Consider the following 20,706-nt stretch of genomic DNA (forward strand, 5'->3'; position numbering starts at 1 on the left):
CGCGGGGCGGGCCGCTATCCGACAAGGGCGGTGTACACATCGCCCCACAGGATGACGAGGATGGTCGCAAGGCACAGAAAGGGACCGTAGGGCAGGGCGGATTCGCGCTTGTCCCCGTCGCCGCGCGCGGTGACAAAGCCCACAATGCCAGCGGCGGCCGCGCTGATGATGATAACGGGCGGCAGCATGGACAGCCCCGTCAGCGCGCCGATGAGGAAGATGAGATATACGTCCCCCTCGCCCATCCCCTGCACGCCGCGAATGCGCGTGTACACGGCGTTCACCGTCCAGAAGAGCCCCGCGCCCACCACAGCCCCCAGCATGGAGTCTACAAGGTCCACGCCAAGCACCGTTGGCGCAAGGCCCAGCGCGGCCAGCGAGCCGATGAGCATGGGTCGCAGGGGCAGGGTGTAGGTCTCAAGGTCAATGAAGCTGATAACGATGAACAGCCCGCTAAAGGCCATATACGTCGCCCACTTGGGGCCGGGGCCAAAGGTGATGGCAAGGGCCAGCGCAATGAGGGCGCTCAGGCCCTCCACAAGGGGGTAGCGCGCGCTGATGTGGCAGCGGCACGAGCGGCACTTGCCCAGCAGCAGGGCGTAGCTGAGCAGGGGGATATTCTCCCACCACGCCAGAAAATGCCCGCACTGGGGGCACTTGGAGCGGGGCGGATTGGCAACGGATTCGCCGGAGATGGTTCTGTGGATGCACACGTTGTAAAAACTGCCAAGGCAAAGCCCCAGCACAAGGGAAAGGCCGTGGAATGCGGCTGTATACTGCGTCATGGTGCGTTTTCCATGTGGCGGCAAGGGTTGATGGGGCTTCGGAATTGGGGCATTGTTCCCCGGTCCGGAAGCGTGATGTGCAATCAGTAATGAATTTCAAGGGTTCGGACAAGGCGCAGGCGCCATCTTCCGGACATCTACAGCGTTAAGGAGCCGCAAGGTCTATGCAAAGCACCACTCGTTTTCTCCCACACTACACGCCGGAAGAGCTGGCTACCATACAGTTGGATGGCCTGAAATGGACCGTGCGCCACGCGGCAACAGGCAGTGACGCCTACGCCGCAAAATTCCGCGATGCCGGTATCCGCCCGGAGGACATCCGCAGTCTGGACGATTTGCGGCACCTGCCGTGCACCAGCGTGGAGGACCTGCGCGACGGGTATCCGTTTCCGCTGCTGTCCGTGCCGGAGCGCAACGTGGTGCGCATGCATGCGTCCAGCGGCACCACCGGCAAACGCAAGGTGCTGACCTATACCCAGAAGGATGTCAACGACTGGATGGAGATGATGGCCCGCTGTTACGAGCTGGCCGGACTCACCGAGCTGGACCGCATCCAGATTTGCGCCGGGTATGGCCTGTGGACCGCCGGGGCGGGCTTCCAGCTGGGGGCCGAGCATTTTGGCGCCATGGCTGTGCCCGTTGGGCCGGGCAACATGAACATGCAGTTGCAGCTTTTGGTGGATATGGGCGTCACCTGCATGTGCTCCACGGCCAGCATGGCCCTGCTGATGGGCGAGGAAGTGGAAAAGCACGGCCTGCGCGACTCCCTGCGCCTTCGGACCTGCATCTTCGGCTCCGAGACGCACACCCCCAAAATGCGCCAGCGCTTTACGGAACTGCTGGGCATTGAGGACAGCTTTGACATCTCGGGCATGACGGAGCTTTACGGTCCCGGCGCGGGGCTGGAGTGCGCCGCCCACGACGGCATCCACTACTGGGCGGACATGTACATCGTGGAAATCCTCGACCCGGAAACGCTGGAGCCTGTGCAGCCCGGCGAGGTGGGCGAGATGGTTGTCACTACCCTGCGCAAGGAGGCCGCCCCGCTCATCCGCTACCGCACGCACGACCTGACGCGCCTCATCTCCGGCGAGTGCTCCTGTGGCCTTGCCCTGCCGCGGCACGACAAAATCATGGGCCGCAGTGATGACATGATCATCTTCCGCGGCGTGAATATTTATCCCGGCCAGATTGCCGCGGTCCTTGGCGGCTTTGACGGCATCTCCTCGGAGTATCAGGTGACGCTGGCCCGCCGCGACGGGCGCGACTTCATGACCGTTGCCGTGGAGCGCGCCAAGGGCGCCCACAGCGGCGGCGACGAGGCCCTTGCCACAGCCGTTGGGCAGGAGCTGCACCGCCAGCTCATGGCCCGCGCCGCCGTACAGGTGGTGGACCATGGCGCGTTGCCGCGTTCCTTCGGCAAGACCCGCCGCGTCATTGACGACCGCGAAAACGGCTGCGCCGCCGAGTAAGGCGCGCCGCGTCCTGCTGCGGTGCGAAGTGCAAGACTCAGCGCCGGACGGTCCCTATGGACTGTCCGGCGCTTTTGCGTGCTAGGCGAAAAAGCCGATGATGTACTTGGCCGCGGTCCCGGCCAGGACCAGGCAGAGCATGGCCTTGATGAGACGCGCGGGGATGAATTTTTGGCAGCGCGCGCCAAGCCACATGCCCACCGCGCCGCCAAGGCCGAAGGACAGCCCAAGGCCCCAGTCCGGGGCGATGCTTTGCGCGGGGTGCAGCACCGCCAGCAGTTGGTAGAAGGCCACCCCGGCCACGGAGGTGACAAAGGTGCCCATGAGCGCCGGCCCGGCCACCACATACACAGGAATGCCAAGGACGGAGACGAAAAACGGCGCGATGATGGCGCCGCCGCCAATGCCGTAGATGCCGCCGATGATGCCCACCACAAAGGTCAGGGCCATAAGGGCGGGCGTTTTGACGGTGAAGGTGTCGCCGTTGAAGGCGAAGCGGACGGTGGTCAGGGAGCCGGGCAGAGGGGTAACGCGCCCGGTGGTCCCGCGACGCGCGGCGCTGTGAAAGCGCGCCTCGGCGGAATCCTTTGGCCGGGCGAGCACGTCGCGCAGCAGGCGCACGCCAATGTAGAGCAGCACCACCCCGACAAACAGCTTAAAGTGCCGCGGGTCCGGCAGCCATGTGACGCGGATGACCGCACCGATGAGCACGCCGGGCAGGGTGCCCGCCACCACCGCCCATGTGAGCGGCCACAGCATGCGCCCCTCGCGCATATAGCGCAGCACGCCGCTGGGGATGGCAACGATGTTGAACAGCTGGTTGGTGGCGCTGACCGAGGGCGTGGTGTAGCCCAGCACCGTCATTTGAAAGGGCAGCAGGAGAAAGGCGCCGGACAGTCCGCCCATGGAGGTGAAAAAGGAGATGACGCACGCCGTGAGCGGCGGAATCCAGAAGGCGACGTCTATTCCGGCAACGGGAAAGTGCATGGCGGGCTCCTGTGCGCGGTTTGGGGTGCTGCGTTTGGAGTGTCACGCGTGGCGTGATGGGCGTCAAGTGCGGCGAGGGCGCGGTAAATGAATTATCCCCGTAAACGGGCCGGGCGCTTTGCGGGGAAGTATGCTAGTGTAGCGCCGTCACCAACGCGCCGGAGAGGGGCGGTATGCAGAAGCTCTGCAACGCCGCAAACCACAAGGACCACAGCACAAGACTGGGCCTTGTGCTGTGGTCCTTGGAGAAAATTCTGCTTGACCGCCGCCCGGAAAGTCGAGACATCCGGCTCGGCGCAGCTGACTAGTGGTGGTCTTTGTTCTGGCGGATGCGGTACAACGCAGTACCCACAATCAACGCCATGTACATGAAGATCAACGGCACGCCGACCCAGCCCTGGGGGGTGCTGTGATATGCATTCTGCATGAGCTCGAACAGGGTTTCCATGGTGCTCCTCCTCGTTGGCTTTTGAAGACCTCAAATTGAATGAAAACCCGAAAATGTCAAGTCGTTTGCACGCGAAAAAGGATATATGAGCGAAAAAATTCACAAAGGCGATATGCTGGACTGCACTGTTGATGCGCTGGCTTTTGGCGGGCGTGGTGTAGCGCGGGCTGATGGGCTGGTCTATTTTATCGACGGTGCATTGCCCGGACAGCGTGTGAAAGCCAAAGTTACGTCGGTCAAGAAGCGTTTTGCCGAGGCCGAGGTCGTCTCCCTTGTGGAAAGCGGCCCGGATGATGTGACCCCGTTTTGCCCCCATTACGGCAAGTGTGGCGGCTGTGACGTGCAGGACCTGTCCTACCCCGCGCAGCTGGAGTGGAAGCGCCGCTTTGTGGTGGACAGCCTGTCGCGCATTGGCGGCGCCGAGGCCCCGCAGGTGGCGCAGACCGTCCCCTCGCCGCAGGAGCAGCACTACCGCAACAAGATGGAGTTCGCCTTTGTCGGCGGCGGCAGCGAACGGAATCTGTCCCTTGGCCTGCATAAGCGCGGCTCCACGGATTCCATTGTGAATGTAGAGCACTGCGCCCTGCAGTCGCCGTTTGCCATGGACGTGGTGGCCGCTGCGCGCGAATTTTGCCGCGAGTCTGCCGTCCCCGCTTACAATCCCGTCACCCGCAAGGGCCTGTGGCGCTTCCTTGTGGTGCGCGAGGCGCGCGGCACCGGGCAGTGTATGGTCCACTGCATCACGGCCCCCGGCGCGGGCGGCGGCGTGGTGCGCGCCCTTGGCGCCATGCTCATGGAGCGCTTCCCCCAGCTGACGACCTTTGTGCACTCCACGCGCAAGGCCACCAGCGCCATCGCCTTTGGTGAGGAGCAGGCCGCCGTCCTCGGTCCCGGATACATTGAGGAAACCGTCCTTGGCCTGACGTATCGCATTTCCCCGGATTCGTTCTTCCAGACCAATACCGCTGCGGCGGAAGTGCTGTATGCCACGGCGCGGGACTTTGCCGGACTGACTGGCGGCGAGACCGTGTGGGATCTGTATTGCGGTTCCGGCGGCATATCGCTTGTTATGGCGCAGCAGGCCGGGCGTGTGGTAGGTTTTGAGAACGTGGCCTCCGCTGTGGAGGACGCCAGCGCCAATGCCGAGCGAAACGGCGTACAGAACTGCGAGTTCGTCGCAGGCGACGTGCGCGGACGCATCAGCCGCCGTAAGGAGCGCCCGGACGTGGTGGTCACCGACCCGCCGCGCAAGGGCATGCACAAGGACGTGGTGCAAGGCATCTTGGACGCCGCGCCCCAGCGCATTGTGTACGTGTCCTGCAATCCCACAACGCTGGCGCGCGACATCGGCATCCTGAGCGAGCGCTACGCCCTGCGGCAGGTGTGCCCGGTGGACCTCTTCCCCCACAGCGCCCATGTGGAGTGTGTTGCACTTCTTGAGTTGAAATAATGGGCAATCCACTGTATGTGGAAACTGAATTTCGTCATGTAAGGAGTGAGCTATGGACTTTTTCTGGTTCTTTCTCGGTTTGGTGATGGTGGGGCTTTGCATGTTCTACATCAAGCAGTCCTGGAAAAACGGCGAGTAGACCACACGCCGGAGCATTTTTCAAAAGGTCCGCCGGAATCCCGGCGGGCCTTTTGACGTTTTGGGGCTGTGGGGGCATGCTGGTGCCGCCTGCGTCATACGGCGGAGGCGCACGGCGCGGGCCTGCCATATTTGGCGCGCCCGCGTGACGACGGACAGGAGGACGACCATGCTGCTGTGTTTTTTGGGCGATTCCCTTGTAAACGGCACCCGCGACCCGGAGTGCCTTGGCTGGGCAGGGCGGCTGTGCGCCCCCATCATCGCGGCGGGGCTGGACCTGACCTACTATAACCTTGGCGTGCGGCGTGACGCCAGCGCGCAGGTGCTGGCCCGGTGGCGCAGCGAGGTTGAGCGCCGCCACATTGACGGCTTGCAGACCCGCCTTGTGTTCTCCTTTGGCACCGGGGATATGGCCATGCCTGGCGGCGCGCCACGCGCCACAGTGGACGAGGCCGCCGAAAATACCCGCCGCCTGCTGGAGGACACCCGCGATTACAAGGTGCTCTTCATCGGCCCGCCTCCGGTGGCGGACGCCGCCCACACGGCCCGAAACCGCGAGCTGTCCAACAGGCTGGGCACGGTGTGCGCCACCTGCGGTGTGCCGTATTTTGACCTGATGGGGCATATTGGCCTGTCCCGTGGCTATATTGACGACGTGAAGGCCTCCGACGGCATCCATCCGCGCGCCGTGGGCTATGGCATTTTGGCCGACTGCATTGGCGAGTGGCCCGCATGGCGGGAGTGGTTCGCCTAATGCGCCGCACTTTTGCATGATGCAGGAATTGGTGCTTGACAGGGCTGTGCGCTTGCGGGTAACCACAAAGCCATGCAAAAGAATCACACCATCGCACCCAGCTTTATTTCTTGGTGGTGGCTCTGGAAACAGAGCCGCGTGTGATGCTATTGCGATAAAGACGACATCAAAAAGACCATACATCAACCGCGGCAGTGCAACTGGCCGCGGTTTTTTTGTGTCCCCCCTCCCGGCCAGCACACTGCCCGCGAAAGGAAGGAGAACTCCTCATGACGACCATGCTCCCCAACGCGGACGGATTTTTCGGTGAACACGGCGGCCGCTTCCTCCCCGACGAAGTGATCCGTGTTGTTGACGAACTGGCCGAAGCCTACGACTCCGTTAAAAATACCCAAGAATTTCAGGACGACTTCAAACGCCTGCTCAAGCATTTCTCCGGCCGTCCGACGCCCCTGTATGCCTGTGCCAACCTGACCAAAAAGCTCGGTGGCGCGCGCATTTACCTGAAGCGTGAAGACCTGAACCATCTTGGCGCGCACAAGGTGAACAATACCATCGGCCAGATTCTGCTGGCCAAGCACATGGGCAAAAAGAAAATCATCGCCGAGACCGGCGCAGGGCAGCATGGCGTGGCCTCCGCCGCCACCGCCGCGCTCATGGGCATGGAATGCACCATCTACATGGGCGCAGAGGACATTGAGCGGCAGAAGCTCAACGTCTTCCGCATGGAGATGATGGGGGCCAAGGTTGTGCCCGCCATGACCGGCCAGCGCACCCTCAAGGAAGCCGTGGATGAAGCCATTGGCGCATGGGTTGCCGACGCGGGCGAGAGCTTCTACCTGCTTGGCTCCGCTGTGGGGCCGCATCCCTATCCCGCCATGGTGCGCGACTTCCAGTCCATCATCGGCACCGAGGCCCGCAAGCAGATTCTGGAGATGGAAGGCCGCCTGCCCGATTATCTCGTGGCCTGTGTTGGCGGCGGCTCCAACGCCATTGGCATGTTCCATCCCTTTATTGAGGATGAGGGCGTGAACATGGTGGGCGTGGAACCCGCCGGACGCGGCATGACCCCCGGCGACCACGCCGCGACCTTGACCTGTGGCACCCCCGGCGTGCTGCATGGCTTCAAGTCCTATCTGCTGCAGGACGAGAAGGGCGAGCCCGCGTCCGTGTACTCCATCTCCGCCGGGTTGGACTACCCCGGCGTTGGTCCGGAGCATAGCTTCCTTAAGGATGCCGGACGCGCCAGCTATTGCGCCGCCAGTGACGAGGAAGCCGTGAAGGCCTTCTTTGCCCTGTCCCGCACAGAAGGCATCATCCCCGCGCTGGAATCCTCCCACGCCCTTGCCGAGGCCATGAAGATGGCCCCCACCCTTGGCGAGGACAAAATCATCATCGTGAATCTGTCTGGCCGTGGTGATAAGGACGTGGCGCAGATTGAGCAGATGCTCTCCGACGGACGCATCACCGCCGATTAGCCCCCCCCTCCACTCCTTCCGTATGTTCTTACGGCCCGTCTGCCACTGGCAGGCGGGCCGTTTTTCGTGCGCTTGAAGCAAAAAAGGCAAATGTGCAGGCTACTGGTGCAATGGGGCTGTATATATGCTATATCCTTGATGGATTGCGAAATATGCTGGGATTGCGGCGCAATTCGCCCTTTGGGCAAAAAAGTTTCAAAGAGGGGTTGACGGAGAGTCTAATTGCTAATAGGAATTATTCTCAACAAAGACACAACGCCTCAACACGAAAAAAGAACCAAGGAGTATAGACATGGAAAACAGGATCCCCCTTCTTGGCGAGAAGTTCCCGGAGATGAAGGTCGTCACCACGCAGGGTGAGAAGAACCTCCCCGGCGATTATAAGGGCAAATGGTTCGTCCTCTTCAGCCACCCGGCTGACTTCACTCCGGTGTGCACCACCGAGTTCGTGGCCTTCCAGAAGCGCATCGAGCAGTTCAACAAGCTCAATTGCGAACTGATTGGCCTGTCCATCGACCAGGTGTTCTCGCACATCAAATGGGTGGAGTGGATTGGCGAAAAAATCGGCGAAGAAATCACCTTCCCCGTCATCGCCGACGACCGCGGCAAAGTTGCCGAGACCCTCGGCATGCTGCACCCCGGCAAAGGCTCCAACACCGTGCGCGCCGTGTTCGTGATTGACCCCGAAGGCCATCTGCGCCTGATGCTCTACTACCCGCAGGAAGTCGGCCGCAACATGGACGAGATTCTGCGCGCTGTAGAAGCCCTGCAGACCTCCGACGCCAACGGCGTGGCCATTCCCGCAGGCTGGCCCAAAAACGAGCTTATCGGCAGCCGCGTCATCGTGCCCCCGGCGCAGGACCATGAAGCCGCCAAAAAGCGTCTGTCCGAATACGACGGATACGATTGGTGGTTCTGCCACAAAGAACTGTAGTTCTCTCTCGACTGGATGGAGTCCGTACCATCCGGCCTCATAGCCCCTCGCTTCCCGCCCCGCAGATTCTTCCCACTGCGGGGCGGGCTTGCGTTTTGGGCTTGGCGCTAGACTGGCGCGGCCCTGCGGCGTTCGGCGGCGGTATGGGCGAGGTCTTTGGTCACCAGCAGGCGGATGGTGCGCTCGTTATCGTCGTTCATAAACATTTCAATAAGTGCGTGCTCCTCCAGCATGTGCAGGGCTTTGTCCACGCTTTCCTTGTTGACGTTAAAGGTCACGGCCAGCGAATTCAGCGTGTCCAGATAGTTCATCTCCGTCACGCCCGCACCGCCCAGCATGCCCAGCACGTTGCAGATGCCGGTGAACAGGTTCGGCACGCGCAGGGATTTGGTGGTGGCCGTCTTCAGGCGGTGGACCAGCACGTTGACCAGCGTGGAAATCATCACCGGCGACTGCTGGAGGAATTCCTCAAAGTCGTATTTTTTTATTTCAATGACTTTGGAGTCCTCCAGCGCCACGGCTGTTGCGGTGCGCTTTTCATCGCCCAGCAGGATGGCCATTTCACCGAACATGGACGGCGGGCGCAGGTGGGCAAAGACCTTCTTTTTGCCGTCCATAATTTTGGATATTTCCACCAGCCCCTCTTTGAGCAGATACGCCGTATCGCCCCGGGACCCCTCGGAAAAGATCACAGCATATTTCAGAAAGTTCTTTACCAAAAAAGACGCGCGCGATTTCGCCGCCATGGTCGCATCCTCCCGTTGCAGGCCGCCGCGTGTGCGGCATGGATGGGTCGTCACTTCACCATACGACCTTTGCGGAAATGCGACAACGTCAGGCTGAGAATGGGCGGGCAAAAAGTCCCGCGGCAGAGGGAGAACGGCAGGATTGGGCTGTGGGGAGGAGCGGCGCGATATGCCGCCATGGCCCGGTGCGTCGGCGCAAAGCGGCGAATTGCCGCGTGCGGGGTGTGGAAAACCAGGCGGCTAGTGCCGTCCGGCCAAGATGCCGCCCTCGCGCAGCAGGCGCATGGTGCGGCGGGGGCCGCCCGTTTCGCCAAAGCGGCGGCGCAGGCGCATCAGGTCGTCTACGGTGTCAATGTCGTCCAGCGTCGGCAGGATTTTGAGGGACGCGCTCGCAAGGGCAAAGGCCGCACGCGTCATGCGGAAGACCTCGGGCGTGCTCCACCGGATGCCCCGGAAGACCTGCGGCACAAAGCCAGTCTGCGTCATAGCGATGAGCGAGTAGCCGCCGTCCGAGCTTGGGGCAATGGCCGCGTCGTGCATTGTCAACGCGGCTTTGGCCTCGTGGATAAGGGTTGGCGTCAGGTGCGGCGCGTCGCTGCCCGTGAGCACCGCGCCCTTGGCGCCGCCTTCAAAGGCGTCCAAAAAGGCATGCATCATGCGCTCGCCAAGGTCGGCCCCGCGCTGGGCCGTGTAGGCCACATCCGGCCCCAGCCAGCCCCGGTAGTCCTCCAAGGGCGCGCTGGGGACGCACACCGCCGTCACTGGAAGCCCCGAGGCCAGCAGCGCGTCGCGCTGGTCGCGGGCAAAGGCGCTGTACAACAGCGCCGCCGCGCTGTCGCCGAGGAGGCGGCCAAGGCGGGTTTTTACCTCGCCGGCACGGGGGAGCTTCACGAACAGGAGGGCCGTTGTTGCATCATGCATTGTGGGTGTCCTTTGTGGCGTTGGGGCGGTACCAGCCCGCCAGCCGCGCGGCCGGAACGCCGCAGTGGTACAGCAGGCGGATGCACCAGTTGCGCAGGGTGCACCGCACCAGCCCCTCCTTGCGCCAGCGCCGGGATGACGTGGTCACCCGGTCCGGCAGGATGGTGACGCGCAGGCCCAGCTTGCGGGCGCGGGTCATGATGTCGAGGTCCTCCATCAAAGGCAGCGGCGCATACCCCGCAAGCCGCTCAAAAGCCGCGCGTGTGAAGAATTGCGCCTGATCGCCGTACGGCGCGCGCGTCAGCCGCGAGCGCAGGTTTGCCGTGGCCGCAATAATTCGCAGCCCCAGGGACTGTGCATCAAAGCCAAGGGAAAACGCTCCTGCCTCAGCGCCGCCCGCGACGGCGCGCAGGAGACTGTCAAAGGCCTGCGGCGGCAGTGTGGTATCCGCATGCAGGAAAAGGACAATGTCAGCACTAGACACTTCTGCGCCCGCATTCATTTGCGACGCGCGTCCGGCAGGGGCGGTGAGCGCTTTCAATGCTTTATGCCGCAGGGCTTTTAGGGTATCAGCAGAGGCTGCACCGTCGACGACGATAATCTCGACATGCCGCGGACCGGCCAATTCCCGGACGTTGTTCACAAGGGTGTTGATGCGTTTCTGCTCATGCAGAACGGGGATAATGACAGCGATCGAGGCGCCGTTTTGTGGGGTGGAATGCTCCATGATGTAGCCTTGTTAGGTCCTGTCATAGCCGGACTCTGGCTGGCTGTAAATGTGGATGCGGACCGCACATGGTTCGTAAAAGGATGGAAAGGGTCATGATGTGGCTCCAGCAGCCCCTTATCGGGCGCGATGATGTCGATGCGCTTTTGCGCGGTGAAGAAGTGCTCCGCCTCGTTATAACCGACGGCGGCGCTCCCCGCGTTTTGCCCGTCAGCTATGGCTACGACGGCGTGTGCCTCTATTGCCATTGCGGCGGCGACGTGCGCGACGTGGAGGCCTTGCTCCGCAATCCCCACATCTGCTTTGAAGTGGACGCCGCCTGTCCCGGAGCGCCGACCGCCGACAGCGAGTTGCCGCCATGCCCCGGCATCATGGGTGAAGGCGTCGCCACCATCCTCACCGACCCCGCCCAAAAGCGCGCCGCCCTCGTCATCATCGTCGGGCAGCGCGGCCTTGTCGCCGGAGTGCAAGAATTTCCAGCTCCCAGCGTGGAGCGTACCACCGTCATCCGCATCGACATCGAGCGGATGACTTGCAAGCAGAATGGATGGAAGAATCAATGAACAGTGATACCCGCGCGCGGCTTCTGATTTCCTGCCCCGACAGGCCGGGAATTGTTTCCGCAGTCAGCAGCTTTCTCTACTCCCACGGCGTCAATATTACCGAACTGGCCCAGCACTCCACCGACCCCGAAGGTGGCGACTTTTTCATGCGGTTGGAGTTTCAGACCCCGCACATGGATGTCTCCGCCCCCGTGCTCGAACAGGCCTTCTCCGACGTCGTGGGCGACCGCTTTGATATGAACTGGCGCCTCAGCTACGCCAGCCCGCGGCCCAAGACCGCCATCCTCGTCTCCAAGTTCGACCACGCGCTGCTCGAACTTTTGTGGATGTGGAAGCGCGGCAAGCTCGCCACCGATATCTCCATGGTCATCAGCAATCACGATGACCTCCGCTCCGCCGTGGAAGCCTTCGGCATTCCCTTTCATCACGTGTCCGTCACCAAGGACAACAAGGATGAAGCCGAGCAGCAGATTCTGGACCTCATGGAAGGGCAGGCCGACCTCGTCGTCCTCGCCCGCTACATGCAGATTCTCTCCCAGCGTTTCGTGGAGCACTACCCGAACCGCATCATCAACATTCACCACTCCTTTCTGCCCGCCTTCGCCGGCGCCGACCCCTACAGGCAGGCCTACGACAAAGGCGTGAAAGTCATCGGCGCCACCGCCCACTACGTCGTCCCCGAACTCGACGCCGGGCCCATCATCGAGCAGGACGTCGCCTCCGTCTCCCACCGTCAGAGCGTGGAAGACCTCAAAGACCTCGGCCGCGACCTCGAACGCCAAGTTCTCGCCCGCGCCGTCAAATGGCACCTCGAAGACCGTATTCTCCTCTACGGCAACAAGACCGTCGTCTTTAAATAACCACCAGCCAGCCCGCGTTGCTTTCGGCGCGGGGTGGTGCTTTTTGGGCCCAGTGCGTAAGCGCTGGGCCTTTTTTTATGAAACGTGCGGTGGGGGGCTGTTGGCGTGTGGTGGAGCGGGGGAGAGGGGAGGAAGATGTGCCTCCGGCGGGTTAAGGACTACCGTCCTTAACAATCCTGCGTGCGCACATGCCGGACGGCTTTGTATGGCACAGTCGTCACCCCTGACGGCTCTCGTCCGGGTGGATGGGAATTTTTTTTGGGGGGGGCCTTGGCGTCGAGTGAAAGGCGGTGAGAATCCCTGTCTGGCTGTTCGAAAGACAAAAGGCAAAGACTCCGCCCACCCTTATTTTCTGGAGCGGCTTCCGCTCCAGAAAATCCTAAGGATTGTTAAGGAAATTATTTCCTTAACCCGCCGGAGGCAAAAAAAGTGGCGCTCTCCAATAAAAAACCTCCGCACAAGCGAAGGTTGGGGGGTGTCCGCCCCGTCCGGCGCGGGGTGGCGTGTGCGGTCGCGGAAGATGCCGGACGGGGGGACAGGGGAACAGGTACTCCTTCCCCTATACACAAAAGACCGTAGAACGCAATCAGCTTTTTAATTCAGAGTGTTGGGGGAGAGATCGTGTCCGGGGCTACTCCCAGAAGCGCAGGACGTCTTCGGGCGTCTCGCGTTTTTTGAGTGTGCTGAAGGCGTGGTCTGCGTTGTAGCCAAGCACTTTGGGCACGGCGCGGGAGTTGTAGCGCGACCACATAGACAGGGTATAGGCGCCTGTATCGTGGATAAGCAGCCAGTCGCCCGGTTCGATGTGCGGGAGCAGAATATCGCGTCCGGGCAGGTCTCCGGCGAAGCAGAGGGGGCCGGCGATGCGGTATTCGCGCTCTGATGTGGTCTTGAGGGTGCCGTCGGGCGCGCAGACGCTGAATTCGTGGTGCCAGTCGCCGGGGTTGTAGCACTTGCGCAGGAACATATCGGCGCCGAGGTGGATGACGGCGGTGCGGATATCGCCCTGCGGCTTGACGTATTCCACGCGGCTGGCGGCGAAGCCTGCGTTGGCGTGCACGGCGCGGCCAAATTCGGTCATGAGGCGGTAGCGCCCGGAGAACAGGCGGGGGCAGGCCTCGCGCAGGGCGGCGGCGTACTGGTGAAAGTCTGTGGCGACGAAGCCGTCTTCGCCGTAGTCGGCAGGCAGTCCGCCGCCGAGGTCGAAGGTATTGATACGGCCGCCTGTGGCGGCGTTGACCTCTTCGACAAAGTCGAGAACGGCGCGCACGCCAAGGACGAGCTGATCAAGGGGGCAGCCTTGGGAACCGACATGAACGTGCACGCCGGTGAGCCATGGGTTGGCGATATAGGCGTCCATGAGCTCCTTGCGGAAGACTTTGAGCGGCACGCCGAACTTGGAGTATTCGGCGGCGACGGATGTTGCGCCGATGGTCCCTTGTCCGACCTGCGGATTGATGCGGATGCCGATGCCGCCGTGGGGGGTGCCTGATGTGATGGCGCTTCCGACGCGGGAGAGCTCCTGCAAGTTGTCCATGTTGAGGTGGATGCCTGCGGTGAGGGCGCGCTGGATTTCGGCTTCGGTCTTGGCGGGGGAGTCGAAGACGATGTGCTGCGGGGGAAAGCCCGCGGCGAGGGCGAGGGTCATTTCGGGCAGGGAGGCGGACTCCAGCCCAAGAAGGGGATACCCCTCGGTCCCGGACAGCGCGCAGAGGTGCTCCAGCACCTTGCGCAGGGGGTTGGCCTTGACAGCGATGGCGTGCAGGGTGTCGGACGGGAATGTATCGGCAAGCTGGCGGACCTTCTCTTCGATGAGTGACATATCGTAGAACAGGGCGCTGGCGTCTGCCGCGTCCACAGCGCCGCCGGCGAGGGCAGCGCGCAGTGCGTCGGACATGGCCTGTGGTGTGAGTCTGTTTCGCATGCGGCCCGTATACACCCGCCTTCGCGGTATGTGAACCACAAGAACACTGGACCCGATGTGCGAGAGAAGGTACAGGACCGTGTCCGGCAGAGTCCGGTTTTGCATGACGACAGCACAGAAAAAACGGAACGCACATGGCACATAAAGGAAGCAGTCTTTACGCCCGGGGTGGCGATTGCATCACCCTCATAGGCATGGCTGGAGCAGGCAAGACGACCATTGGCCGCGCTGTGGCCGAGCGCCTTGGCTGGCCCCAGCTGGATACGGACCACGTGATTGAGGCGCACTATGGCCGCCCGCTTCAGGACATCGCGGACGCCTTTGGGCGCGACAGATTCGTGGAGGCGGAGGACGACATTGTGTCCGCTTTGGCCGTGGTCCGCACGGTGATCTCCACGGGCGGCAGTGTGGTGTATGGCCAGCGCTGTATGCAGCGCCTGAAGGAGCTTGGCCCGGTCATTTACCTTGCCGCGTCGCAGGAGGTCATCCTTGAGCGCGTGGCCATGAATCCGGACCGCGGGCTGGCCATTGCCCCCGGCCAAACCGTGACGGACCTGTTCAACGAGCGCATGCCGCTGTACGAGGCCGCCGCCGACTTTGTGGTGGACTCCGGCGAGATGAATCCGGACGAGTGCGCAACCGCCATTTGCGAGTGGCTTAAGCAAAGGGAAGAGAAGAGTGAAGCGTAACAGAGTAGGGGTGTTTCGCCGTCTGGCCGCACTCTATGACCGTATGCAGAAGGAATATGACGCCACCGTGGCGGACACCGGCTTTACGTGCATGGACTGTCCGCAAAACTGCTGTACGAGCTATTTCCAGCACCACACATATGTGGAGTGGGCCTACCTGTGGAAGGGCATGGAGGCCCTGCCCGAGGACAAGCGCGCCCTGTACCTGTCCCGCGCGCAGGACTACGTGACGCATATGCAGGAGAAGCTGGCCGCCGGTGAGCGCCCGGACGCCATGTGCCCGCTCAACGACGACGGCCTGTGTGGGCTGTATACGCACCGCCTGATGATTTGCCGTTTGCACGGCGTGGTGCATACGCTGGCCACCAAGGGCCGCTTTGACCGCATCGAACAGAAGGAATATCCCGGATGTTGGCGGTTCAAGGAGGTTACGGACGGCCGCGACGATTTGCGCCCGCTGGACCGCACGCCTTTGTACCGCGATCTTGCCAAGCTGGAGATGGATTTTCTGGGATCCCGGATGGCTGCAATGCCCAAAGTGAACTTGACTCTTGCAGAGATGCTGGTGCAAGGTCCTCCTAAGTTGCAGTCTTAAGTGTCCGGAGGCATATGATGAAACGATTCGCAGTCCTGCTGTGCGGCGTAGTGTGCGCCGCTGTGTTGCTTGCGGGGTGCTCGCACATGAGCGTGAAGCACCTGAACCGCCAGCACTGGACGCTGGAGTCCGGGCAGAGCCTGCCCATGAAGTTTTGGCGCTTCGACTATGCCGTTGTGCCCCTTGAGAACCGCTTTGCCGTCCGCGGCACGGCCTTTCCTGTACAGGACGCCATCCCGCGTTGGGCCGAATATATCGGCGACCTGTGGTTCTCCGCCTATCTCTCGGACAAGGAAGGCCACGTTGTGGCCTCGGACCTGCGGGTGTTTCAGCCCAGCAAGCTGGACCGGGCGCAGGGCGTTGACTTTGAGTTCGTCCTCAAGCCCGATACGCTGGAGACGGACGACGAACTGTACATCACCTTCGGCTACCGCATGAAGCTCACCGCCAATCGCTTTGACGATGTGACCAAAAGCCCGGGCGACCCCACGGGCGGCGAGGTTTTCTTTGCTAGCGAAGGCGCGTTGACGCGTTACTAGCCGTCATCTCTTCGATTGTTCTAGGGCCCCCGGCTTTGGCTGGGGGCCTTTTTTCGTGCGCAGTTTTGGGGACTGTTGGTATGCAGGCAATTGCGGCTGCAAATCCTTGCATGGCGCGTGTGATGGGGTAGAGTGGGGAGTGGGAGTAGAGCCATGACACAATTCGATACAACAAACGATATGTTTCCGGTGCAGGTTCGCTTTGTGGACTTGGTGGGCGGGGTCTCTGCCGTTTTGGACCTCATCAGCCCTGTGGTGGTGGGCCACCACCAGCGCACGGCGTACATTGCGCTGCACATTGCCAGAGCGGCAGGCGCGACCATGGAGGAGCAGGCGGACATTGCCCTTGCCGCGCTGCTGCATGACGTTGGGGCCTTTACCATGCGCACGCGTCTGGACACCCTGTGCTTTGACACCGACGACGTGAAGCACATGGAAACGGGCTACCGCCTGCTGTGCCACGCGCCGGGCTTTGAGCGGCTGGCCCGGCTCATCCGGCGGCACCATGTGCCCGCCGCGCGCTTTGGTGGATTGACCGAGGATGACGGGCGCGAGCTGTGGATGAGCAACATTATCCAAATGGCCGACCGCATCGACGTGCTGGCCCCGCGCAAAACGCATGTGGCACCGGATGTGGCGCTGGTGCGCAAGCGACTGAACGCCGGGCGCGGGCGCATGTTTCTTGAGGATATCCACGACAGCTTTTCCCACCACCTTGAGGCGCGCGAGTTTTGGACCGGCCTTGAAAGCTGTGCGCGGTTCGAGTCCATCCGCGAGGCGTGCACCGTGCGCTCGCAGCTGCTGCCGCTCAATGAACTGGTGAACGTGTCGCGGGTTATTGCCCAGCTTGTGGACTTCCGCAGCCGCTTTACGGCCACGCATTCGCAGGGCGTTGCCGCCGTGGCCATGGAGCTTGGCCGCATGGCGGGGCTGGACGAGACCGAAGCCACGCTTTTGCAGGTGGCTGGCGGCCTGCACGACGTCGGCAAGCTGGCCATCCCCTCGGAACTGCTGGAAAAGCCCGGTCCGCTGGATGATGAAGAATACGGCGTCATGAAAGGGCACGCGTATTACAGCAACACGGTGCTGTCCTCCATCCCCGGCCTGAAGGACGTGGGCGCGTGGGGCGCGCGGCACCATGAGCGCTTGGATGGTACGGGCTATCCCTTCCAGCTGGGCGCGGGCAAATTGGACCTCGGCGCGCGTATTATGGGGGTGGCGGACGTGTTCACGGCTTTGACGGAGGACCGCCCCTACCGCCACGGCATGCACCGGCGCGAGGTAGAGGGCGTGCTGTATGACATGGGCTTATCCGGCGCGCTGGACAAGGAGGTTGTCCGCCTTGCTCTGGACGATTACCAGCATTTGGACACCACACGCCTTGAGGCGCAGGCCTCGGCGCGGCAGTCCTTTGAGGCGTTTGCCATGGGGTGCGACGCATAGGCGGCGTACCCCCGCCGCACTCGGGGCTTGAAGAGCGCGGCAATGGGTTCTATAGTTCCGGCGTCCCAGTCACTTTAGCCATACTGCGACGGAACTCATGGAACTCTTTCGGGCCGACTTGCATATCCACTCCCGCTTTTCGCGGGCGACGAGCAAAAAGCTGAATCTTCGCCTGCTGGCGGCATGGGCGCGGGTGAAAGGGCTTGATGTCCTTGCCACCGGCGACTTTACGCATCCGGGATGGATGGCGGAGATTGAAGACATGCTGGAGCCGGACGGCTCCGGCCTGTTCACCCTCAAGGACGACAAACGCCTTGAGCGCGAATTGCCGTTTTTGGATGGCTACCCCCTCTCCGGGCGCACGCGGTTCATGCTGTGCACGGAAATCAGCAGCATCTACAAGCGCGGCGGCGCGGTTCGCAAGAACCACAACCTCGTCTTCATGCCCAATCTGGACATGGCGAAGTCCTTTACCGAGCGCTTAGCGCAGGTGGGCAATCTGGAGTCCGACGGCCGCCCCATCCTTGGCCTTGATGCCCGTGACCTGTTGGAAATGGTCCTTGAGACCGGCCCCAACGCCTTCCTTGTTCCCGCGCATATCTGGACGCCGTGGTTCTCGCTGTTTGGCTCCAAGTCGGGCTTTAACAGCGTGGAGGACTGCTTTGGCGACCTCTCCAGCGAAATTTTTGCCATGGAGACGGGCCTGTCCTCGGACCCGGAGATGAACTGGATGTGGTCCGCGTTGGACCGCTTCCGCATGATTTCCAACTCCGACGCGCACTCCGGCGAAAAGCTGGGGCGCGAGGCCAATATCTTCAGTGGCGAAATGTCCTATGAGGGCATCTACCGCGCCCTGCGCGGCGAGGCGCTGGGGCACAAATTCCTCGGCACCGTGGAGTTCTTCCCGGAGGAAGGCAAGTACCATCTGGACGGCCACCGCAACTGCGGCGTGGTTCTGGACCCGCAGGAGACGCAGGCGCGAGGCGGGCTGTGCCCTGTGTGCGGCAAGCCGCTGACCGTTGGCGTACTGAACCGCGTCATGGAATTGGCGGACCGCGAGACCCCGCAGCAGCCTGCCGGGCAGCCGGGATTCGTCTCCCTCATTCCCCTGCCGGAAGTGGTGTCCGAGGTGCTGGGCGTTGGCCCCGGCAGTAAAAAGGTGAAGAATTTCTATGGCCGCCTCATTGCGCGCTTTGGCTCGGAGATGGCCGTCCTGCAGGACGTGCCCCTTGAGGACATCGCCAAGGTGTCCACACCGCTGGCCGAGGGCATCTCGCGCATGCGCAAGGGCCGCGTGGTGCGCCAGTCCGGCTTTGATGGGCAGTACGGCGTCATCACCGTCTTTACGCCCACGGAGCGCGAGGAAATCCAGCGCGGCGGTTCCCTTATCGCCATGCCGAAGGCCGCGCCAAAGCGTGTGGATATGGGCGCGGCAACGCCTGCGCCCCGCGCGGCCGAGTCCAGCGCGCCTTCCGCTCCGGGCGCCGTGCAGTACAACGAGGCCCAGCAGCGCGCCATTGATGCCGGTCCCGGACCGGTGCTGGTGCTGGCCGGGCCGGGCACGGGCAAAACGCAGACCCTGATGGGGCGCATCAACGCCCTGCTGGAAGGCGGCGAGAACCCCCGCCATATCCTGACGCTGACCTTTACCCGGCGCGCCGCCGGCGAGCTTGGCCGCCGCCTAGTGGAGATGCGCGGAGAGCAGGAGGCCCTGCCGCGTGCGGATACCCTGCATGCGTTGGCCTTTGAGTGCTGGACCGCCATCCACGGCGAAGCCCCGGTCATCCTCTCCGAAGAGGGGGCGCAGCGCGTGTTTGCCGAGGCGACGCCGGACCTGACCGCCAACGACCGCAAAGCCGCGTGGACGCGCCTTGGGCTGGCGCGGGAGCGTCTGGTGGAGCTGGACTCGCTGGCTGAGATTGCGGCGGCCTACACGTCCGTCAAGCAGTCGTGGAATCTTGTGGACTATACGGACCTGCTGGTCTTTTGGCTGGAGCAGGTAGAGGGCGGCACGTGGCCCAATCCGTACATCCATGTGCTTGTGGACGAGGTGCAGGACCTGTCCGCGCTGCAGCTGCGGCTGGTCAAGGCCTTGGCCGTGCACGGCGGGCGCGGCTTCTTTGCCATTGGCGACCCGGACCAGTCCATCTATTCCTTCCGCGGTGCGCGCGGCGACGTGCTGGACGACCTGCGGCAAACGTGGCCCGAGTTGGACATCATCACCCTGACGGACAACTACCGCTCGTCCCAGCAGGTGCTGGACCTGTCGCGTCCGGTCATTCCGGATGGCCCGGTCCTGCACGCCAACCGCGACATCACCGCCGACCTGCGCCTGTTCTCCGCGCCGAATGCGGCGCGCGAAGCGTCGTGGATGGGCGAGCGCATCCGCGAATTGGTGGGCAGCACCAGCCATTCCCTTGCCGACGCCGCGCCCTCGGCGTGCCTGTCCCCCGGCGATATTGCCATCCTTGTGCGGTTCAAGGCGCTCATCCCCGGCATCCGCGCCACGCTCGACCGGCTGGGCCTGCCCTGCGCCGTGCCCGAGGTGGACGCGTTTTGGAAGGAGCCGCGCGTGGCCGCCATTTTGGCCGCTGCGGGCCGCACTCTAGGCATTGCCCCGGCGGTGGACGTGCAGGCCGAGGAGGCCGTCGATGTGCCGGAGCAGGTGCTCTCGCGCGGGCCCCTTGGGCTTGAGGCCTACTTGCAGGATGCCCGTCCCTTTGACAGGCTGTTCTGGGAAAGCCGAGAATATAAAAAGCTCAAGAGGGCATTCGAAGAGCACGGCGGCTGGCATGGCCTCATCAACTGGGTGAACCTGCGCACGGATCTTGATCAGGTCCGGGCCAAGGCCGAAAAAATCCAGATTATGACCATGCACGCGGCCAAGGGGCTGGAGTTTGAAGCTGTGTTCCTGCCCGCGTTGGAGGACGGCATTGTGCCTTTTGCCGGGAGCGGAGTCTTGACGGGGACGCAGCCCGGCGCGCACACTGCGGCGGATGAGGCCGAAGAGCGGCGCCTGTTCTACGTTGGGCTGACGCGGGCCAAGAGCAAGCTGTATTTGAGCTATGCGGCGCAGCGCATGCTGTACGGCAAGGAACTGCGGCTTCCGCCCTCGCGCCTTTTGGACGCGCTGCCGGATGGAATGCTGAAAAAAACGCGGGTTGTGGGGAAGACGGTTCGCCAGACCAAGCAACTCGGCCTTCTGGGAGGAGGCGAGTAGCCGGGCCTGTCTGCCGCGCCGGATGGCGGCGCT

Annotated in this window: 20 protein-coding genes; 13 read left to right on the plus strand and 7 right to left on the minus strand. The window is 62.8% G+C overall.

Annotation, left to right across the window (positions count from 1 at the left end; genetic code table 11):
* Positions 1-14 precede the first annotated feature (14 nt).
* Positions 15-785 carry a prepilin peptidase gene (locus tag ACYQ2T_RS10700; protein WP_459900466.1) on the minus strand — a complete coding sequence of 257 codons (771 nt, stop codon included), beginning with the start codon at positions 783-785 and terminating at the stop codon, positions 15-17.
* A gap of 164 nt (positions 786-949) precedes the next feature.
* Here ACYQ2T_RS10700 and ACYQ2T_RS10705 point away from each other — a divergent pair, with 164 nt between their 5' ends.
* Positions 950-2,257, plus strand: a complete 1,308-nt coding sequence (locus tag ACYQ2T_RS10705; protein WP_459900468.1) for a phenylacetate--CoA ligase family protein — start codon at positions 950-952, stop codon at positions 2,255-2,257.
* An 81-nt stretch (positions 2,258-2,338) separates the two neighbouring features.
* On the opposite strand, the gene ACYQ2T_RS10710 is transcribed toward ACYQ2T_RS10705, so the two are convergent.
* Positions 2,339-3,244 carry a sulfite exporter TauE/SafE family protein gene (locus ACYQ2T_RS10710; protein WP_459900470.1) on the minus strand — a complete coding sequence of 302 codons (906 nt, stop codon included), beginning with the start codon at positions 3,242-3,244 and terminating at the stop codon, positions 2,339-2,341.
* 173 nt (positions 3,245-3,417) lie between these two features.
* On the opposite strand from ACYQ2T_RS10710, the gene ACYQ2T_RS10715 reads away from it, so the two are divergent.
* Complete coding sequence (locus ACYQ2T_RS10715) at positions 3,418-3,552, plus strand: hypothetical protein (RefSeq protein WP_459900472.1); 135 nt, start codon at positions 3,418-3,420, stop codon at positions 3,550-3,552.
* Here the strand turns inward: ACYQ2T_RS10715 and ACYQ2T_RS10720 are convergent.
* Positions 3,549-3,692 (minus strand): hypothetical protein, encoded by a 144-nt coding sequence (locus ACYQ2T_RS10720; protein WP_404843810.1) that lies wholly within the window; start codon positions 3,690-3,692, stop codon positions 3,549-3,551. The genes ACYQ2T_RS10715 and ACYQ2T_RS10720 overlap by 4 nt on opposite strands.
* A gap of 85 nt (positions 3,693-3,777) precedes the next feature.
* Here ACYQ2T_RS10720 and rlmD point away from each other — a divergent pair, with 85 nt between their 5' ends.
* From rlmD to ACYQ2T_RS10740, 4 genes are all read left to right on the plus strand, one after another.
* Positions 3,778-5,142, plus strand: coding sequence for a 23S rRNA (uracil(1939)-C(5))-methyltransferase RlmD (rlmD, locus tag ACYQ2T_RS10725; RefSeq protein ID WP_459900474.1), 1,365 nt, complete (start codon positions 3,778-3,780; stop codon positions 5,140-5,142).
* A gap of 307 nt (positions 5,143-5,449) precedes the next feature.
* Positions 5,450-6,034, plus strand: a complete 585-nt coding sequence (locus tag ACYQ2T_RS10730; protein ID WP_459900476.1) for a GDSL-type esterase/lipase family protein — start codon at positions 5,450-5,452, stop codon at positions 6,032-6,034.
* A gap of 269 nt (positions 6,035-6,303) precedes the next feature.
* A complete protein-coding gene (gene trpB, locus ACYQ2T_RS10735; protein WP_459900478.1) occupies positions 6,304-7,512 on the plus strand; it encodes a tryptophan synthase subunit beta in 1,209 nt (402 codons plus the stop codon).
* A 292-nt stretch (positions 7,513-7,804) separates the two neighbouring features.
* Positions 7,805-8,446 (plus strand): peroxiredoxin, encoded by a 642-nt coding sequence (locus tag ACYQ2T_RS10740; RefSeq protein ID WP_404843806.1) that lies wholly within the window; start codon positions 7,805-7,807, stop codon positions 8,444-8,446.
* Positions 8,447-8,553: 107 nt separating this feature from the next.
* Here the strand turns inward: ACYQ2T_RS10740 and ACYQ2T_RS10745 are convergent, their stop codons facing one another.
* The 3 genes from ACYQ2T_RS10745 to ACYQ2T_RS10755 all read right to left on the minus strand — a co-directional run bounded on the left by ACYQ2T_RS10745 (position 8,554) and on the right by ACYQ2T_RS10755 (position 10,840).
* Positions 8,554-9,192, minus strand: coding sequence for a Crp/Fnr family transcriptional regulator (locus ACYQ2T_RS10745; RefSeq protein WP_459900480.1), 639 nt, complete (start codon positions 9,190-9,192; stop codon positions 8,554-8,556).
* Positions 9,193-9,432: 240 nt separating this feature from the next.
* Positions 9,433-10,113: a TIGR04282 family arsenosugar biosynthesis glycosyltransferase gene (locus ACYQ2T_RS10750; protein WP_459900482.1), complete on the minus strand. Its 681-nt coding sequence runs from the start codon at positions 10,111-10,113 to the stop codon at positions 9,433-9,435.
* Positions 10,106-10,840 carry a TIGR04283 family arsenosugar biosynthesis glycosyltransferase gene (locus ACYQ2T_RS10755; RefSeq protein ID WP_459900484.1) on the minus strand — a complete coding sequence of 245 codons (735 nt, stop codon included), beginning with the start codon at positions 10,838-10,840 and terminating at the stop codon, positions 10,106-10,108. The genes ACYQ2T_RS10750 and ACYQ2T_RS10755 overlap by 8 nt, the downstream gene beginning before the upstream one ends.
* A gap of 95 nt (positions 10,841-10,935) precedes the next feature.
* Between ACYQ2T_RS10755 and ACYQ2T_RS10760 the strand changes: the two genes are divergently transcribed.
* A complete protein-coding gene (locus ACYQ2T_RS10760) occupies positions 10,936-11,403 on the plus strand; it encodes a pyridoxamine 5'-phosphate oxidase family protein (RefSeq protein WP_459900486.1) in 468 nt (155 codons plus the stop codon).
* Complete coding sequence (purU, locus tag ACYQ2T_RS10765) at positions 11,400-12,263, plus strand: formyltetrahydrofolate deformylase (protein WP_404843801.1); 864 nt, start codon at positions 11,400-11,402, stop codon at positions 12,261-12,263. The genes ACYQ2T_RS10760 and purU overlap by 4 nt, the downstream gene beginning before the upstream one ends.
* 631 nt (positions 12,264-12,894) lie before the next feature.
* Here purU and ACYQ2T_RS10770 read toward each other — a convergent pair.
* The gene (locus ACYQ2T_RS10770; RefSeq protein WP_459900488.1) at positions 12,895-14,187 is read right to left on the minus strand and encodes a type III PLP-dependent enzyme domain-containing protein; all 1,293 of its coding nucleotides are present in this window, start codon (positions 14,185-14,187) and stop codon (positions 12,895-12,897) included.
* A 134-nt stretch (positions 14,188-14,321) separates the two neighbouring features.
* On the opposite strand from ACYQ2T_RS10770, the gene thrB reads away from it, so the two are divergent.
* The 5 genes from thrB (at position 14,322) to ACYQ2T_RS10795 (ending at position 20,673) form a co-directional block, all read left to right on the plus strand.
* Entirely contained in the window at positions 14,322-14,876 is a 555-nt protein-coding gene (gene thrB / locus ACYQ2T_RS10775; protein WP_404843798.1) for a homoserine kinase, read from the plus strand.
* Positions 14,866-15,471: a hypothetical protein gene (locus ACYQ2T_RS10780; RefSeq protein ID WP_459900490.1), complete on the plus strand. Its 606-nt coding sequence runs from the start codon at positions 14,866-14,868 to the stop codon at positions 15,469-15,471. Before thrB ends, ACYQ2T_RS10780 begins: the two co-directional genes overlap by 11 nt.
* A 17-nt stretch (positions 15,472-15,488) precedes the next feature.
* Positions 15,489-16,010, plus strand: coding sequence for a hypothetical protein (locus tag ACYQ2T_RS10785; protein WP_459900492.1), 522 nt, complete (start codon positions 15,489-15,491; stop codon positions 16,008-16,010).
* Between the two features lie 153 nt (positions 16,011-16,163).
* Positions 16,164-17,453 carry an HD domain-containing phosphohydrolase gene (locus ACYQ2T_RS10790; protein WP_459900494.1) on the plus strand — a complete coding sequence of 430 codons (1,290 nt, stop codon included), beginning with the start codon at positions 16,164-16,166 and terminating at the stop codon, positions 17,451-17,453.
* Between the two features lie 97 nt (positions 17,454-17,550).
* Positions 17,551-20,673, plus strand: coding sequence for a UvrD-helicase domain-containing protein (locus ACYQ2T_RS10795; RefSeq protein WP_459900496.1), 3,123 nt, complete (start codon positions 17,551-17,553; stop codon positions 20,671-20,673).
* The last annotated feature ends 33 nt before the right edge of the window (positions 20,674-20,706 follow it).

This window comes from Desulfobaculum senezii (assembly GCF_054657395.1).

What these genes read in the sequence shown, in the direction of transcription:
- rlmD (WP_459900474.1), top strand. Translation starts at nt 3,778, where the DNA reads ATGAGCGAAAAAATTCACAAAGGCGATATGCTGGACTGCACTGTTGAT.
- ACYQ2T_RS10715 (WP_459900472.1), top strand. Translation starts at nt 3,418, where the DNA reads ATGCAGAAGCTCTGCAACGCCGCAAACCACAAGGACCACAGCACAAGA.
- ACYQ2T_RS10740 (WP_404843806.1), top strand. Translation starts at nt 7,805, where the DNA reads ATGGAAAACAGGATCCCCCTTCTTGGCGAGAAGTTCCCGGAGATGAAG.
- ACYQ2T_RS10770 (WP_459900488.1), bottom strand. Translation starts at nt 14,187, where the DNA reads ATGCGAAACAGACTCACACCACAGGCCATGTCCGACGCACTGCGCGCT.
- ACYQ2T_RS10710 (WP_459900470.1), bottom strand. Translation starts at nt 3,244, where the DNA reads ATGCACTTTCCCGTTGCCGGAATAGACGTCGCCTTCTGGATTCCGCCG.
- ACYQ2T_RS10720 (WP_404843810.1), bottom strand. Translation starts at nt 3,692, where the DNA reads ATGGAAACCCTGTTCGAGCTCATGCAGAATGCATATCACAGCACCCCC.
- ACYQ2T_RS10700 (WP_459900466.1), bottom strand. Translation starts at nt 785, where the DNA reads ATGACGCAGTATACAGCCGCATTCCACGGCCTTTCCCTTGTGCTGGGG.
- ACYQ2T_RS10790 (WP_459900494.1), top strand. Translation starts at nt 16,164, where the DNA reads ATGACACAATTCGATACAACAAACGATATGTTTCCGGTGCAGGTTCGC.
- ACYQ2T_RS10760 (WP_459900486.1), top strand. Translation starts at nt 10,936, where the DNA reads ATGATGTGGCTCCAGCAGCCCCTTATCGGGCGCGATGATGTCGATGCG.
- ACYQ2T_RS10795 (WP_459900496.1), top strand. Translation starts at nt 17,551, where the DNA reads ATGGAACTCTTTCGGGCCGACTTGCATATCCACTCCCGCTTTTCGCGG.
- ACYQ2T_RS10705 (WP_459900468.1), top strand. Translation starts at nt 950, where the DNA reads ATGCAAAGCACCACTCGTTTTCTCCCACACTACACGCCGGAAGAGCTG.
- ACYQ2T_RS10730 (WP_459900476.1), top strand. Translation starts at nt 5,450, where the DNA reads ATGCTGCTGTGTTTTTTGGGCGATTCCCTTGTAAACGGCACCCGCGAC.
- purU (WP_404843801.1), top strand. Translation starts at nt 11,400, where the DNA reads ATGAACAGTGATACCCGCGCGCGGCTTCTGATTTCCTGCCCCGACAGG.
- ACYQ2T_RS10785 (WP_459900492.1), top strand. Translation starts at nt 15,489, where the DNA reads ATGAAACGATTCGCAGTCCTGCTGTGCGGCGTAGTGTGCGCCGCTGTG.
- thrB (WP_404843798.1), top strand. Translation starts at nt 14,322, where the DNA reads ATGGCACATAAAGGAAGCAGTCTTTACGCCCGGGGTGGCGATTGCATC.
- trpB (WP_459900478.1), top strand. Translation starts at nt 6,304, where the DNA reads ATGACGACCATGCTCCCCAACGCGGACGGATTTTTCGGTGAACACGGC.
- ACYQ2T_RS10750 (WP_459900482.1), bottom strand. Translation starts at nt 10,113, where the DNA reads ATGCATGATGCAACAACGGCCCTCCTGTTCGTGAAGCTCCCCCGTGCC.
- ACYQ2T_RS10745 (WP_459900480.1), bottom strand. Translation starts at nt 9,192, where the DNA reads ATGGCGGCGAAATCGCGCGCGTCTTTTTTGGTAAAGAACTTTCTGAAA.
- ACYQ2T_RS10755 (WP_459900484.1), bottom strand. Translation starts at nt 10,840, where the DNA reads ATGGAGCATTCCACCCCACAAAACGGCGCCTCGATCGCTGTCATTATC.